This is a genomic window from Rossellomorea vietnamensis (genome assembly GCF_025398035.1).
Lineage (GTDB): Bacteria > Bacillota > Bacilli > Bacillales > Bacillaceae_B > Rossellomorea > Rossellomorea vietnamensis_B.
In genome coordinates, this window is the sequence record NZ_CP104558.1 from 673,771 (window position 1) to 688,530 (window position 14,760).

Annotated in this window: 12 protein-coding genes; 3 read left to right on the plus strand and 9 right to left on the minus strand. The window is 44.1% G+C overall.

Going from position 1 to position 14,760, the window contains the following annotated elements; all coding sequences use genetic code 11:
• Positions 1-7: 7 nt before the first annotated feature.
• The gene (locus N5C46_RS03650; RefSeq protein WP_261752268.1) at positions 8-1,291 is read right to left on the minus strand and encodes a D-serine ammonia-lyase; all 1,284 of its coding nucleotides are present in this window, start codon (positions 1,289-1,291) and stop codon (positions 8-10) included.
• A gap of 137 nt (positions 1,292-1,428) precedes the next feature.
• On the opposite strand from N5C46_RS03650, the gene N5C46_RS03655 reads away from it, so the two are divergent.
• The gene (locus N5C46_RS03655; RefSeq protein ID WP_261750970.1) at positions 1,429-2,205 is read left to right on the plus strand and encodes a putative hydro-lyase; all 777 of its coding nucleotides are present in this window, start codon (positions 1,429-1,431) and stop codon (positions 2,203-2,205) included.
• 47 nt (positions 2,206-2,252) lie between these two features.
• Here the strand turns inward: N5C46_RS03655 and N5C46_RS03660 are convergent, their stop codons facing one another.
• The 8 genes from N5C46_RS03660 to N5C46_RS03695 all read right to left on the minus strand — a co-directional run bounded on the left by N5C46_RS03660 (position 2,253) and on the right by N5C46_RS03695 (position 9,774).
• On the minus strand, positions 2,253-3,668 hold the full coding sequence (locus N5C46_RS03660) for an MDR family MFS transporter (protein WP_261750971.1): 1,416 nt from the start codon (positions 3,666-3,668) through the stop codon (positions 2,253-2,255).
• Between the two features lie 22 nt (positions 3,669-3,690).
• On the minus strand, positions 3,691-4,311 hold the full coding sequence (locus tag N5C46_RS03665; protein ID WP_261750972.1) for a TetR/AcrR family transcriptional regulator: 621 nt from the start codon (positions 4,309-4,311) through the stop codon (positions 3,691-3,693).
• Between the two features lie 110 nt (positions 4,312-4,421).
• Positions 4,422-5,159: a glycosyltransferase family 2 protein gene (locus N5C46_RS03670; protein ID WP_261750973.1), complete on the minus strand. Its 738-nt coding sequence runs from the start codon at positions 5,157-5,159 to the stop codon at positions 4,422-4,424.
• A 156-nt stretch (positions 5,160-5,315) separates the two neighbouring features.
• Positions 5,316-6,221, minus strand: a complete 906-nt coding sequence (locus N5C46_RS03675; RefSeq protein ID WP_261750974.1) for an ABC transporter substrate-binding protein — start codon at positions 6,219-6,221, stop codon at positions 5,316-5,318.
• A gap of 24 nt (positions 6,222-6,245) precedes the next feature.
• Positions 6,246-7,028, minus strand: coding sequence for an ABC transporter permease (locus N5C46_RS03680; RefSeq protein WP_261750975.1), 783 nt, complete (start codon positions 7,026-7,028; stop codon positions 6,246-6,248).
• Positions 6,988-7,980 carry an ABC transporter ATP-binding protein gene (locus N5C46_RS03685; RefSeq protein WP_261750976.1) on the minus strand — a complete coding sequence of 331 codons (993 nt, stop codon included), beginning with the start codon at positions 7,978-7,980 and terminating at the stop codon, positions 6,988-6,990. The genes N5C46_RS03680 and N5C46_RS03685 overlap by 41 nt, the downstream gene beginning before the upstream one ends.
• An 18-nt stretch (positions 7,981-7,998) precedes the next feature.
• Positions 7,999-8,637 carry an ABC transporter permease gene (locus tag N5C46_RS03690; RefSeq protein WP_261752269.1) on the minus strand — a complete coding sequence of 213 codons (639 nt, stop codon included), beginning with the start codon at positions 8,635-8,637 and terminating at the stop codon, positions 7,999-8,001.
• A gap of 264 nt (positions 8,638-8,901) precedes the next feature.
• Positions 8,902-9,774 carry a TetR/AcrR family transcriptional regulator gene (locus N5C46_RS03695; protein ID WP_261750977.1) on the minus strand — a complete coding sequence of 291 codons (873 nt, stop codon included), beginning with the start codon at positions 9,772-9,774 and terminating at the stop codon, positions 8,902-8,904.
• A 213-nt stretch (positions 9,775-9,987) separates the two neighbouring features.
• Here N5C46_RS03695 and N5C46_RS03700 point away from each other — a divergent pair, with 213 nt between their 5' ends.
• On the plus strand, positions 9,988-13,047 hold the full coding sequence (locus N5C46_RS03700) for an efflux RND transporter permease subunit (RefSeq protein ID WP_261750978.1): 3,060 nt from the start codon (positions 9,988-9,990) through the stop codon (positions 13,045-13,047).
• Positions 13,048-13,237: 190 nt separating this feature from the next.
• Positions 13,238-14,677 carry an MDR family MFS transporter gene (locus tag N5C46_RS03705; RefSeq protein ID WP_261750979.1) on the plus strand — a complete coding sequence of 480 codons (1,440 nt, stop codon included), beginning with the start codon at positions 13,238-13,240 and terminating at the stop codon, positions 14,675-14,677.
• The last annotated feature ends 83 nt before the right edge of the window (positions 14,678-14,760 follow it).

Here is a 14,760-nt window from a genome sequence, read left to right on the forward strand (position 1 = left end):
CGGCAACTCAGCCAACCAAAAAAACCTTGCCTTTTTTCACGTACTCATCCTTGATGGCTTCCGGCACTAGACTTCCTCCCGTGGCCCATACTACATGGGTGGCATGTGATAATTCCACGTCAATAGAGGAAAGGTGTTCCTGCACATCCGGCAGGAAGGGACCAAACATCCCCGCCACTGCCGACGGCTCGACGAAGATGGATTCTGACTGATGCAGCAAAGTAAGCAATTTGAATAGATTCTTATCGCTTACCGTATATACCCCGTTCACCAGTTCGTTAATCATTCTACCTGCAAGGGCAGAGGGTCTGCCCACCGCCAAACCATCCGCTTCCGTACGATTGCTCAATCCAATATCCTGGACTGAAATCCCTTCATGTCTGCCTGATGCAAGTCCAAGGAGCATACAAGGGGAATTGACAGGTTCTGCAAAATAACAATGAACATGTTCACCGAATACATGCTTCAAACCATAGGTCACCCCACCTGGACCACCGCCCACCCCGCATGGCAGGTAAACAATCAAAGGGTGGTCATGATCTACAAGGATCCCCTCTACCTCAAACTGTTTCTTAAGCCTGAGTGCCGCAACTGCATAGCCCATGAATAAATCCTTTGAATTTTCATCATCAATGAAGAAACAATCTGGATCCAACTCACACTGCTTTCTTCCTTCAGCAACCGCATGGGAGAAGTCTTGTTCATGTTCTATAACGTTAACCCCCTTTTCTCTCAAGAGCTCCTTCTTCCACCCTCTCGCATCCCGGGACATATGTACAGTGACCTTGAAACCTAGCGCCGCCCCCATTATTCCTATACTTAATCCAAGGTTTCCCGTGGAACCGACAGCGATGGAATACCTTGAATAGAAATTCCTGAAGCGACTCGATGCCAGCACCGTATAGTCGTCTGTCTCTTGGATCCAGTTCTGTTCCAAAGCAACCGTTTCCGCAATTTTCAATACTTCATAAATGCCTCCCCTGGCTTTGATCGAACCTGCAATCGGGAGCTCGTTGTCACATTTGAGGAGCAGCTGACCTTTTATCGTTGTTTGAAAATAATCTTGAAGCGCAATTTCCATGTTTCCCAGCCGCTTGATTGGGGACTCGATCATTCCGTTTGCCGCTTCTGGGAAGACCTTTTTTATATAGGGAGCAAAACGGGCGAACCGCTGCTCCGCGTCAAAGATTTCCCGGAGACCGCCCTCTGGGATATCACCCGATTGGATTAACGGGTTTGTCCATAACGTTTCTTTTTGCGACTGTAAATCCGATAATAATTTCGGATCCATGCCGTGGAGATTTTGAGACAAATTCGATTCCCCCTAACTGAAATGATTAATTACTGATAACGTAGCACAAATATATGATAAGATGGATACCAATCTTCAGACTATTAAAATTTCATTTTAAAGGAGAGCCTGTTTCCATGTTACCTTCAGAACTAAGAACGAGCATCAGATGCGGAAAGCACCAAACTCACACTTCAGGTGTCTGCCAGGATTATGTACAAGCGAACCTGGTTGTTCTTCCTAAGGAATATGCCTTTGACTTTTTATTATTCACCATGCGCAACCCAAAATCCTGTCCGATCGTCGAAGTGTTGGAACCAGGGCAATTCCAATCCAAGTATGGTAAAAATTCAGATATTCGCACTGACATCCCTTTGTATCACGTGTATGAAGATGGCCAATTAGTTGATAAGAAGCAGCGGATCGATGAAATATGGAGCGAGGATCTGGTAAGCTTCCTAATCGGATGCAGTTTCACATTCGAGAGTCAGCTTATTAAGGGGGACATCCCTCTGCGTCATATTGAGGAAAATAAAAATGTAGCCATGTATCAGACCGATATTCAGACGGAAAAAGCCGGAGTATTTGAAGGGCCCATGGTCGTTTCCATGAGACCAATACCTGATTCACTCGTACAGAAAGCAGCAGAAATAACCGCACTTTTCCCAAAAATGCACGGTGCTCCTGTCCATATCGGCGATCCCGCTGAAATCGGCATACAGGATATCACGAAACCGGATTACGGCGACTTTGTCGGAATAAGGGATGGAGAGACTCCCATGTTCTGGGCTTGCGGGGTTACCCCTCAGGCAGTGGCCCTTCATGCGAAAATCCCCTACATGCTCACCCATTCCCCGGGATGTATGTTCGTTACCGACTGGAAAAACGAAGAGTATTTGCAGGAAGGGAAATAAAATGAGGGACGGACCTGGCATGTGACCAGGTCCGTCCCTCTATTTCATCAGGCATTACTTCTAACTCTCGCTGGTCGCCCGCTTTTTATGAAAAAGGAGAGAACGAGTCCAGCAATTGCCGTAATGCCGGCAACGATGAATGAGACATTGACGCCATGAATCATCCCTTCCAGTCCTCTTCCGGGATCGGCACTCGTTGTCATCACAGTTACTAGAAGTGCAGTTCCGACGGCACCTGAGACTTGTCTCATCGTATTGTTCATAGCTGTGCCGTGTGGGATCAGACTCCTATCCAACTGATTCAGCCCGGCAGTGGTTACCGGCATCATGACCATGGCAACCCCGAACATCCTGACGGCATTGACCGTTGCCAGATACATAAACGAGGTGTCTGATGATAAATTCGTAAACATAAACGTCGTGACTGTGAGAATGGTCAACCCGATAATGGCAAGCCACCGGGCTCCGAACTTATCAAAGATCCTCCCGGTAATAGGGTTCATCAGCCCCATCAAAAGTGCCCCGGGAAGGAGCATAAGGCCTGATTCAAAGGCGGAGAACCCCAGCATATTCTGCATAAGAAGAGGAAGGACCGTAGCCGCTCCGATCATCGCGATAAACACGACCATCCCCAGCACTGTCGTTAATGTGAACATCTTATTTTGAAACACACGGAATTCGAGAATCGGCTGCTTCAACTTAAACTGTCTTGTGATGAACCAGAAGAGTGTCACACTTCCCACAATCATCGATACAATGACCTGAACACTCCCCCACCCTTGGCTTCCTGCAATACTGAAGCCATACAATAATCCACCAAATCCAAGTGAAGAAAGAATGATGGAAAGAATATCGAGTTTCGGATACGTTTGTTTGGTCACATTCTTTAAAATGAAATACGCGACGATAAAATCCACGATGACGATCGGTAAAATCACATAGAACAAGCTTCTCCAAGGGAATTGTTCAACAAGCCAGCCAGAAAGGGTCGGTCCGATTGCCGGAGCGAATGAAATGACCAGTCCGAACATTCCCATGGCCGCTCCTCTTTTCTCAACAGGATAAATAAGAAAGAGGATGGTTTGCATAAGTGGCATGATGATACCTGCTCCCGAAGCCTGGATGATTCTTCCGACCATCAAGAAGCCGAAGTTAGGTGCAACAGCACATATGAGCGTCCCGCCTGCAAATAAGCCCATGGCACTCAGGAATAAAGCCCTTGTCGTGAAGCGCTCGATCAGGAATGCCGTAATCGGGATCATCACCCCGTTCACGAGCATAAAGATCGACGTAAGCCACTGGGCGGTACTCGCATCAAGATTCAGATCCGTCATGATATGAGGGAGAGCCGTCCCAAGCAACGTTTGATTGAGTATGGCTGCGAACGCGCCTGATATGAGGACTATGAGCAATGGTGTTTTGTTAAAGGTTTCGGATTGGGTATTGGAATTTGTGTTATTCATGTTCTCCCTTCTTTCTATTCAATTATGAAGAGGATTTACACAATCCTCTTTTAATCATGTTTATTTCCTTATCGTATTTTCCCAGGGCTTCTTCAAGAGTCAATTCGTCAGCAATGCTCTGAACAAGGTTATGGAATGTGACCGCTGAAAGGATTTGCAATACATGATACAAATCCGATTTATTATCAATGGCAAATTGATCTTTATTTACTAAGAGGAAGATTTCTTCATAGCGCTGATCGATAGTTTCCCTGGTTAACGTCTGAGTGAACGTTTTTTCTATTTTGTAATTCATATTCAAGAGGACGTTCCGAATAAAATTATTTTGTCCATTCTCATAGGAAAACGCCAGCATTGTATGAAACATGACCCTTGTCGCTTCGAACAAATCCCCATCATGGGTTTCCAACAAAGCAATAAAGGTTTCAAACCGTTTCCGGGCATGCTCACCAACGAGGTAGAAAAAGGCATCCTCTTTATTTTCAAAGTACTGATAGAAGCTTCCCCTTGGGATTCCAGCGGTCTTCAGGATGTTTGCAATGGAGGCATCATATAGGGATACCCTGGAAAACTCCTTCTTGGCTGCTTCCACCAAAACGTTCCTTTTCTCTTCCTTCAAATTGAAGAATGTAGGTTTAGGCAATTTTGCATTCCTCCTTCAAAAAATGACACCGCGTCACATGGAACATTCCCCACTTTATGTGACACGGTGTCATATGTCAAACGATAGTGTTTAAAACATCCATTCTTCTTTTAGAACTTGATGCTTTTTAACTTGTCTGAGTGTTGGACTGCATATTGATGGATCTGATGATTATAGTAATGCCTGATCGCAGTCACTTCCCTTTTCATTTGGTCAGGATGCTTACTCGTTCCGGAGTCAGGGTGCGACCGATATTTGAGCAGGACTTCATCCAAATAGTAAATGACATAGCCTTTCATCAGCATACGGCACCACATTTCATAGTCTTGAGTGAATTTCAGATTCGGACTGAAATAACCAATATTCTTAAATACATCTCTGTGAACCATCACAGAGCACCCGTTAATGGGGTTGATACGCGTGATTGAACGGTAGATTTCTTCTGCATTTGAAAACCTTTTCCCTACGAACGGAAGCAATATTTCATTGTCTTTATTTATATAATCATAATTATGAAAACTTGCTTTGGCGCCTTTACTAATCATGTAATTCAATTGTTTTTCTACTTTTTGTTTATGAAAGTGATCATCCGAACTCAACCAGACGATATATTCACCACTGGATTTTTTGATCCCTTCATTAACGGCGGTTGCTGTCCCTCCGTTTTCTTTTTTTATATACGTAATTCTGTTCAGGAAAGGGGTCAATCTTTCCAACTCTCTTGTAGAGCCATCATCCACGACAATGACTTCAGTATTCAGGTACGTTTGGTTTAAGGCGCTTCGAATGGCCTGATCCACGTAAGTACAGTTATAAAAAGGGATCACTATTGATACAGTCGGTTTCATCTTCTATTCCTCCAATATTGCCTTGGTCAAGACGTCAATACTATAGAGTATTCATTTTCCGGCGTTCTGATTAGACAGAAAAGCTATACTGGTAATTTATAACAAAAAAGAAATAGGACTGAACCACAATCGGTCCAGTCCTATTAAGCTCTTATATCAATCTTTTATTAAGTCATTTTCCACCAGCCAATCATGGGCCACAACGGATACACTATTTCCTTCAATATCCACTTTGTAATTCAGTTCCCGCATAATATCACTGTTTAGTTTATCTGCCAATTTCCCAGTGATTTCTTTGATTTCGGGATACTTTTTATATACTTCTTTGTTAATACTGACAGCTGCCCTGTAAGGCGGGAAGAAATTTTTATCATCCTTTAAAGTGACAAGATCATAATCCACGATCGTTGCATCCGTTTCAAAGGCAACCGATACGTCCACCTGATGGTTATTCAAAGCTCTTTGAGTCAAGCCAAGATCCATCTGCTTTATCTGTCCCGAACCGAATTTGAAGCCGTATTTCTCCTCCACACCTGGAAGTCCATCGGCACGATTAGCAAATTCAGCATCAGATGCCATTGTCAATTCACCAGGATGACTATTAACGTATTGAGCTAGATCACTGATTGATTCGATTCCCAACTCCCTTGCCTCGTCTTTATTCATGGCAAGGGCGTATGTGTTATTCACATTGGACATATTCATCCAGTGAATTCCTTTTTTTGAATCAAGCTCTTTCACTTTTTCAAACGTTTTCTCGGGATCTGACATCGGTTCCTGCCCCATATAGGTGATCAAGGCTGTTCCCGTGTATTCCCACATCAGATCCACCTGCTCATTTTCCAGTGCCTTACGGACGACGGTACTTCCAAGATTGTTCATCTGCTTGACTTTAAACCCCTCTTCTTTTAAAAGAAAGGCCGTCATCTCAGAAAGCAGGTATTGCTCGGTAAAGTTCTTGCCACCGACGGATATTTGCTTGCCGCCTATCCCAACGTTCGAACATGCGGTAAGCATAAGTATAAGGGTCACCATCCCAACCCATTTCAGCTTCTGTTTCATGAATGTCACCTCCTGCTTCAACCATTACATTTCCAATGTTTGTTTCGTGCCTTTAGGAACGACCAGCCGCTCAATGAGTCTCAATAATAAATCTACGAGAATGGCGAGTATCGTTACCGGAATAGCTCCTGAAATCAGATAGCCATTATCGAATAGTTGAATCCCAGTAAATATCCAGACACCTAACCCGCCTCCTCCAACGACGTACGCCAGAGCGGCAGTTCCTATGTTAAGTACGACAGCTGTCCTGATCCCTGCAAGGATCGAGTAAGCTGCATTCGGCAATTCAATACGGAAAAGGATTTGATGAGGTTTCATCCCCATCCCTCTTGCTGCATCAATGAGATTCTCATCAATCGAGTCGATACCTGCAACTGTATTTCGGTAAATCGGTAAAAGGGAATAAATAAACAGAGCGAATATGGCTGTTTTAAACCCGATGCCCAAAATACTGATCATCAGGGCAAGTACAGCCAGACTTGGAATGGTTTGGCCAAAATTAACTGTATTCGACACAATCCACTCAGCCCTCCTGAACTGCTTTCGGGTAATCAAGATCCCCACTGGAACCGCCACCACAAGAGCAAGCAACGAAGACACCAGGACCAGCTGAAGATGCTGTTTCAATAAATGGAGAAATGTATTGGATTGACTAAACATATAATCAAAATAATGATTTTTTATCGCCCAGCCAAAGAAAAGGATGACAAGTGCATACACTACATACCGGACAATATTACTGACTATCTTCTTGGTATTCACCGTATCATCCTTTCTGAACCACGTTCGATTTTCCTTTGATTTCATAATGAAGATACTTCTGAACTAGATCGATGGTGATTGCGCCTAATTTATTCCCACCATCATCCGTCACGATCACTTGATCAGCTTCCTGATTCAAGAGCATCGACAACGTATTTCTGAGATCGTGACGCACATTGATGGTCTTCGTATCAGGAATCGATTCATCAAAATCTGCCAATCCAATAATATTCTTCAAATCGGATATCGTATGTAGACTGAGGCTCTTTATGGCACGGTCTTTCCCGAAGAACTCATATACAAAGTCACTCTTAGGACGGACAAGCATCTCTGAGGGAGTATCATACTGCATGATTTCCCCTCCCCGTAATAATACAATCTTGTCTGCCATCTTGATTGCTTCATCGATATCATGACTTACAAACAAGATGGTTTTCTTCACTTCCCGTTGAATCTGCAGGAATTCATCCTGTATCTTCTCACGGATGATCGGATCGAGTGCCCCGAACGGCTCATCCATCAACATGACGGGAGGATCTGCTGCCAGCGCACGAATGACACCGATTCTTTGCTGCTGTCCCCCGGATAGTTCATGGGGATATCGTTTTCCGAATTTATCCCCGCTCAGCCCGATCATATCCATCAATTTGTTGAAGCGTTCCTTTTTCTCTTTCTTTCCCCACCCTAACATGTCAGGAACAATCATGACGTTCTCTTCTATCGTCATATTCGGAAAGAGTCCGTTGCTTTGGATGACGTAACCGATTTTTCTGCGAAGCTCAATCTGGTTTAATTCCATTGAATCCTGTCCGTCGATGATGATTTTCCCATCGGTAATCGACTCCAGTCGATTCACCATTCGTAATAAAGTCGTCTTACCGCAGCCCGAAGGTCCAAGCAGTACGATGATATGACCTTTTTCCACGGTAAAGTCGACACCTTTAACCGCTGTCACATCGCCTTCGTATGTCTTAGTAGTCTGATCAAATGTAATCATCTCTTCACCTCTTTCACTTTATGCAATGCTTTTTGGTGTATAGCGTTTTTGTATCCACAACAAGATGGCGTCAGCGATCATGGCAAGTATTGCCACTGCCACAGAACCACTGATGATCAGGTAGTTGTCCCCTCTCGAAATCCCCTGTGTGATGAGGACACCAAGCCCACCGGCCCCTATGTAAGCCGCTATGACACCGATTCCGATATTCATGACGACTGCCGTACGTATGCCTGCCATTATAACCGGAAAGGCATTTGGAATTTCGACTCTCAGTAGACGCTGATGAGTCTTCATCCCAACCCCCTTTGCCGCATCTCGCATCTCCGGGCTCACATTCCGTATCGCTGTATATGTATTTCGTATGATCGGCAGCTGAGAATAGAGTACCAGTGCCACAAAGGCAGGAACAAAGCCAATTCCCTGATTGATGATAGAGAATATCGGAATCATCACTCCAAATAAGGCAATACTCGGAATCGTCAGCATGACAGAGGCAATCTGCAACACCGTCTCAGCAAGATAATCGTTTGTCGTTAAATAAATTCCCAAAGGTACCCCGATCAGTAAAGCGACGATGATCGCAAGACCCACGAGAACCGCATGCTCTATCGTCAGATCAAGAATCCGAGGTGCATTCACCTCTAGAAATTCCATCCATTTCTCCACAGGTACACCCTCCTTTATCTATGTATTTTTGGCCAAAATAAAAGTCGTCCAGGATCTTGTATAATCCTGACGACCCACGGAATTAGTATTACCGTATAAATGCGCCAACATTCTTATACCCTTCTTGTCGAAATTTAAAACAATTTGTCATGAAATAGAAATGAGAATGGAATAAATTGACCATCGGTTCTATCGAATTGGCACAGAGAATCGCCCAGAAAATGCTTCCTTCACAAAAAAACTCCTTCCCATTCACACGGGAAGGAGCTGTCTTTCTAATTCTTCAGCTTCGATTCTTAACTCTTCCGAATCCATCAGTAATCGGAATAATCCCTTCAAGATCAATTTGTCCGGCTCCGATTCACGGCATTCCTCAGAAATCCGATTCGCTATGACCATATAATCTCTACCATTATCCATCCCCTTGATCTTCCCATACAGGGATCTCCAAGCGTTCTCCCTGTTCTCAAACGATATGAAAGCACCTTCCTTGTCCATACTGACAGAAAAGGATTTCATCATGTCGTCATTCAATTGCGGAGAGCTATTTCCACTTAGGAAGTCATTAGCAAGAAGCGTAATCTGCCTTACTAAATGTGCTCCCAGCCTTGAGGGATCAAGAGTGTCATCATGAGATATCATCAGCATCATATAAGACGCATAGATGGATTGGGTCATCCACATCAGATCCCATTTGTAAGGTCTTATTTCTTCTCCATACACCTCGAGGAGATTCTGTTCAAGCCAGCTGAACAGACGCCCCCTCATACGATGCTCCATAGCCGCCAGTTTTTCACTATTTTTCGTGGATTCCCCTCGCATGTGCATCTTCATATAAGACTTGTACTCCAATATCCCTTCGAATTGTACTTGGAACTGTTTTGCAAATCTCTCCATCGGAGGCAGATTCCCATCCAATCCTACAACGAATGCCCGTTCAAATACAAGCTGTTGATAATGTTCGTAAATCGATATGATCAAATCTTCCTTTGATTGAAAATATGAGTAAAGGGAGCCTTTTGATATGCCGACACTTTCGGCGATTTGCTGCATGGACGTCTGATTGTAACCGTGAGCTCCAAAGAGTTCAACTGCTGATTCGAGTATTGCATTCCGCTTATCCATTTTCTACACCTCTATATCCAGAGAAAACTATCCCCTTCTCATTTTAACCATTCCCGGTAAAAATGAGAAGAGCATTAATTCTTGACTAGATGATTTTTTTAGGTAAAATGACTAGTGAGTCAACTAAATATATGACTGATATATCAATGATTAAACACTTACAGAAAAAATGAATGACCCACAAGTCAAACATTATCAAAGGAGGATGAAACCATGTTAAAAGCTATTTTGAATCGTTCAAAAATCGTCCTGATCTTCATCTTATTATTTGTGATCATCGGAATTTTCACCTTTATTCAATTGCCACAACGTGAAATACCGGAAACGAGTGTCAACATCGGTACAGTCACAACTGTATATCCCGGGGCTACCGTTGATTCCGTTGAAAGGACCATTACAAATCCGATAGAATCTTCTCTCCAATCAATCGGAGGCATTAAAGAAATCAGTTCTTCTTCCGCAGCCGGTTTCTCTACTATTATTGTAGAGGTTGAAGATGGGGAAAACAAAAAAGAAGTGTTCGGGGATGTGCGCCAAGCCGTCTCTGATGCATCAACCTCTTTTCCGGAAGAGGTGTTCGACCCTGAAGTCAATGAATCCACGGTCAAAATGCCCATCGTATCTTATCATTTAGTCAGTGAAAATAAGGAGTCACTCCTTGAGCTGGACGATGAGGTCAGCAGATGGAAAGAGGAAATAGAGGACCTATCCGGGGTTTCAAGTGTCACCATCAAAGGTCTTCCCGAAGAAGAAATCAAGATCGAATTAAAGAAAGAGGAACTCAAGGCTTCTGGCCTGAACCCCTCTTCAGTTATAAATGCCATCAATGATGAGTATTATCCTACTCCACTCGGAAAGCAGGAAGTGGATAACGAAGTTGTTCAACTGACTGTCGATCATTTCACTACCTTAGATGAAATGAAGGAACTCTTTGTCGGGAAAAATCCCAAAGGCGAATCGATCTTACTCGGAGACATTGCTAATGTGAAAGTGTCCCCTAAAGAAGTCAGGGATATTGTAACGTTTGAAGGAAAACCTTCACTATCATTTACTGCTTTTGTACAGCCCGGTGAGGATATCCCAACGGTCGATGAAAGAGTGAGTGACAAAGTGGATGAACTATCGGACTCCCTTCCAGCCGGTGTAGAACTAGTACCTTACTATTCTCAAGCCTCTACTGTGACGGACATTTTCGATGGTTTGTTTAAGTCCCTCGCTATTTCCGTTGTGGCTGTTATCCTGACTACAGCTCTTGGCCTGACAATTTCAGGTGCTTTTGTAGTGGCACTTGCCGTACCGATTTCCGTATTGATGGGATTGATTCCCCTGCCATTTGCAGGAGTGGATCTCAATCAGATTTCCGTCATCGGAGCCATCATCGCCCTCGGGATCCTGGTCGATGATTCCATCGTTGTAAACGACAATATCCAACGCAGATATAAACTCGGGGACGGTGCTCTTATGGGTGCCATAACCGGTGTGAAGGAGATATGGGTGTCAATCGTGACTTCCTCCCTTGCGATTGTGTTCACTTTCCTACCGCTCATATTCTTATCAGGCGGAAACGGAGCGTTCATCAGGGCTCTACCGACTGTCTTGATTACAACCATCATTGCATCTACATTGGTGGCACTGATTTTCGTTCCTATCATGAGATACTTTCTTTATAGCAAAACGAAGAAAAAAGTTTCCGATGCCCCCGGGCTGTTAGGTAAACCATTAAATAAGATCGCGGATTTCTATGCCGATACTGTGCTGAAAAAATTCTCGAAAAGACCGTTCGTCGTTTCTGCGATTGGCCTCGTGTTCACGACTGCGATCTTTGGTCTGATCGCTCTGACACCTTTTGAATTCTTCCCTTCTGCCGATCGTGAAGAAGTGACAGTCGATGTAACGTTACCGATCGGTACGCCGATCGAAGAAACATCCAATACTCTGGAAGAAATGGAACAACTTTTAAAAACAGATGAAGGTGTCTATGAAACGTCTTCCTTTGCAGGTACTGGCTTACCGAATCTGTTCAACAGTTCATTATCCAATTCAGGTCAAAATACAGGTCAATTGGTCGCAAGGGTGGATCGAAAAAACCAGACTGCCCAAGGATTGATCGATGAGTGGACGGACAGATTGCGAAAAGAGTATCCTGAAGCAAAGATTTTCATGGAAACAATCCAGCAAGGTCCGCCGGCAGGGGCTCCTGTCACGGTGACTGTCTCAGGTCCGGATATGGATCGATTAATTGAACTAAGGGATAAAATTTCCACTGAAATAAATTCATTGGATACTGAATTGGTCGTTGATAACGTCGGAAAAATGGAACCAACTATTGTATATGAGCCTAATCGCGAAAAACTTAAAGAAAATGGAATTACAATAAATGATGTCAGCCAGCAGCTGCGCTTGGCTACTGAAGGCATTCCGATGAAATCTTTCGATAATGGTGTGACAAAACGCGATATGACTCTCTTACTGGAAGGAAACGAAGGTGAAGTCGATCTTACTTCCCTGGAAGTTCCGGCTCAAAGTGCAAACCCTGCCGGACCACCGAAGTTGGTTTCACTTGACGAACTGGTGACACCTGAAAAGAAGGAAGAGCTTCAACTCATCCCTCATAAGGATGGTGAGCGTGCCATTACGATACGCGCCTTCCCTGGTGAAGAAGAGAATTATAAAGAAAATGTACAGGAAATCGTGAAAGATGTCAGGAAGGATCTGGATGACAATAACTATTCCATTACTCTAGGCGGGGAAAATGAAGCACAAAATGACTTCTTCGCAGAAATCACCATCCTGTTTATCATCGTGATTTTCCTGGTGTATTTGTTAATTGCACTTCAGTTCAATTCTTTATCGCTGCCATTCCTTGTTCTGGTTGCAGTTTACCTGGCGATTGCAGGTGCGATTCTCGGATTATTCGTCACTCAGACTCCGATCAGCTTCCTTGCCGTTATGGGTATGGTTTCCCTAACCGGAATCGTCGTACGGAATTCAGTCGTGTTAATTGAGTTTATCGAACAAGGATTACAAAGCGGAATGAGTGTGAAAGAAGCAGTCGTTGAATCTGGTCGTACACGACTTCGCCCTATCCTACTCACCGCCCTTACCTCGATTGTCGCCCTGATTCCAGTGGCAGTCAGTGGTGATGCTCTATTCACCCCATTGGCGGTCACCATCATATCAGGTATTCTGTTCTCAGCTATATTAACGCTGATCATCGTACCGATGATGTACATGGTCTTCCACCGCTTCAGAAGAAAAAAACGAGAAGCATAAATCATAATATCTTGAGGGGAGACATAGTCTCCTCTCTTTTTTATTTTATATGATTGAAAAAACTGCTTATGTACCATTTAGTAAATGAAACGTTACTTTTACTACGGTTCAAACTTTCCCCTTGAGATATTTCACTTCTTCAAGCATTATAGATAAGTGTTACATTTTATACTTTATTTGGAGGAACAACATGACAAATAAACTAAATTCAAAAGCAATCCTCATAACCTTCATGATCGGTGCTTTTTTTGCCATTTTAAATGAAACGTTACTAAATATCGCCCTCACAGAATTAATGGCCGTCTTTCACGTGGATGCCCCCACTGTCCAATGGCTTGCGACAGGATTCATGCTGGTGATGGGGGTATTGATGCCTATCTCCGCCCTATTGATTCAGTGGTTCACAACAAGACAGATGTTCATCGGTGTCATGAGTGTATTTCTACTCGGCACAGTCATCGCAGCCTGTGCCCTGAATTTCCCCATGCTCCTTATTGGGAGGATGATTCAGGCTGTTGGAACAGGTTTGTTGATCCCTGTCATTATGAACGCCCTGCTTCTGATTTACCGCCCTGAAGTCCGCGGCAAAATCATGGGTACATTTGGTTTGGTGATCATGTTCGCACCCGCCATCGGGCCGACTCTGTCTGGAGTGATTGTCGATTTCCTCGGCTGGAGATGGTTGTTTATCACCGTCATCCCATTTGCCGTATTTTCGATTCTGTTTGCCATGAAATACTTACAGAATGTCGGTGAAGTTTCACGTCCCGCTGTGGATGTACTTTCAATCATCCTTTCTTCTATAGGGATCGGCGGGATCGTTTACGGCTTCAGTGCTGCAGGTGAAGAAGAAGCAGGATTTACTTCGGTGAAAATCATTACCATCATCGCCATATCTGTGATCAGTGTCATCCTCTTTGTCCTGAGACAATTGAAGCTTGATGAACCGCTCCTTGATGTAAGGGTATTCCGGTACAAGAGCTACACGAGAGGTGTGACCATTTTCGTCATCGTCATTATGGCCATGTTCGCTTCCGAAATCGTGATGCCGATGTACCTTCAAGGTCCACTCGGATTTTCTGCAAAAGCCGCGGGATTATTGCTGCTTCCGGGAGCACTGCTGAATGGCCTGATGTCTCCTACCATGGGCTCCCTTTTCGATAAATACGGCCCTAGGAAACTCATCATACCAGGCACACTCACATTGGTGGGAGTCATGATATTCTTTAGCGGCATCAATCCGGCTACACCCATTTGGTTATTTGTACTGGTCTACATGATTCTCATGTTGTCGATATCCGCTATCATGATGCCTGCTCAAACCAATGGATTGAATGAACTGCCGAAGCACTTATACCCACACGGAACCGCCATTGCCAACACATTGCAGCCGGTTGCCGGTGCACTCGGGGTTTCCATTTTTGTCAGCATCATGACCCAAAGTCAGAAAGGATACATTGAAGAGCAAGCAGGTGGGGTAACAGAAGGAATCCTTCACAATGCCATGACCTACGGTGTTCATCATGCCTATTGGTTTGCCCTTGCCTTGGCCGCAATTGCATTCTTGATTTCACTGTTTATCCGCAAGGCGATTGCACCGGATTTTGACGAAGTGAAGTCGGAAGCTTAATAGATCGAATACCCAACAAACGGGAAGACCGCTACAAAGGCGGTCTTCCCGTTTGCTATTCCTACTAATAAACCGCCTAAGTG

Bases quoted from the DNA above. Each gene is read 5' to 3' on its own strand.
- N5C46_RS03655 (WP_261750970.1), top strand. From the start codon at position 1,429: ATGTTACCTTCAGAACTAAGAACGAGCATCAGATGCGGAAAGCACCAA.
- N5C46_RS03675 (WP_261750974.1), bottom strand. From the start codon at position 6,221: ATGAAACAGAAGCTGAAATGGGTTGGGATGGTGACCCTTATACTTATG.
- N5C46_RS03695 (WP_261750977.1), bottom strand. From the start codon at position 9,774: ATGGATAAGCGGAATGCAATACTCGAATCAGCAGTTGAACTCTTTGGA.
- N5C46_RS03670 (WP_261750973.1), bottom strand. From the start codon at position 5,159: ATGAAACCGACTGTATCAATAGTGATCCCTTTTTATAACTGTACTTAC.
- N5C46_RS03690 (WP_261752269.1), bottom strand. From the start codon at position 8,637: ATGGAATTTCTAGAGGTGAATGCACCTCGGATTCTTGATCTGACGATA.
- N5C46_RS03650 (WP_261752268.1), bottom strand. From the start codon at position 1,291: ATGGATCCGAAATTATTATCGGATTTACAGTCGCAAAAAGAAACGTTA.
- N5C46_RS03660 (WP_261750971.1), bottom strand. From the start codon at position 3,668: ATGAATAACACAAATTCCAATACCCAATCCGAAACCTTTAACAAAACA.
- N5C46_RS03680 (WP_261750975.1), bottom strand. From the start codon at position 7,028: ATGAAATCAAAGGAAAATCGAACGTGGTTCAGAAAGGATGATACGGTG.
- N5C46_RS03685 (WP_261750976.1), bottom strand. From the start codon at position 7,980: ATGATTACATTTGATCAGACTACTAAGACATACGAAGGCGATGTGACA.
- N5C46_RS03705 (WP_261750979.1), top strand. From the start codon at position 13,238: ATGACAAATAAACTAAATTCAAAAGCAATCCTCATAACCTTCATGATC.
- N5C46_RS03700 (WP_261750978.1), top strand. From the start codon at position 9,988: ATGTTAAAAGCTATTTTGAATCGTTCAAAAATCGTCCTGATCTTCATC.